Origin of the sequence: Corallococcus exercitus (assembly GCF_003611585.1) — a bacterium.
GTDB classification, from domain to species: domain Bacteria; phylum Myxococcota; class Myxococcia; order Myxococcales; family Myxococcaceae; genus Corallococcus; species Corallococcus exercitus.
In genome coordinates, this window is record NZ_RAVW01000880.1 from 1 (window position 1) to 528 (window position 528).

General features: G+C 72.7%; 1 protein-coding gene. It reads right to left on the reverse strand.

Features of this window, described 5'->3' with window-relative positions:
* Positions 1-240: 240 nt before the first annotated feature.
* A partial coding sequence (locus tag D7W79_RS42670) for a hypothetical protein (RefSeq protein ID WP_120530802.1) occupies positions 241-528 on the reverse strand: 288 nt, incomplete at its 5' end.

Sequence of the window (528 nt, forward strand, 5' to 3'; positions counted from 1 at the left end):
GGGCTTGGGGGCCACCACCGGCTGCTGCGGGAGCGTGCGCGGGAGGCCGTTGTTGCGAGGTCCGTCGATCGCCATCGTCTGTCTCCGAAGACTGCTCTGCCCTCGGTGGGTCCAAATGCTGGCGCCCTGGAACCGCGGCGTCCCCCGCCACCGGGTGCAATCCGTTCCCCATTATCGCATCGACCCGCCCCGGGGTTGCCTGATGACCCAGGCGGACCGGGCTTTCAGGTGGGCACGCGCCTACACGGTGCGAGCCGCACGCAGACGGGGCGGGGTGAAGGACAGCTCACGGACCTGGAGCCGGGAGGTGGTGAAGCCGTCGAAGCGCCGGGGCGCGTCCTGCGTTCCGGCGCGGACGGCGACGTGGGACTCCACGTCCAGCTCCAGGCGGACGGGCCACAGCCGGTCCAGGGAGAGCAGGCAGCCGCCGTGGCCCTTGGCCTCGGTGTGCATGGAGGCCTCGCCCTTTTCCCCCGGAGGTGGGCGGAGCGCGGCGGGGACGGGCTGGGGCGTGCGCGGGGTCTCCAT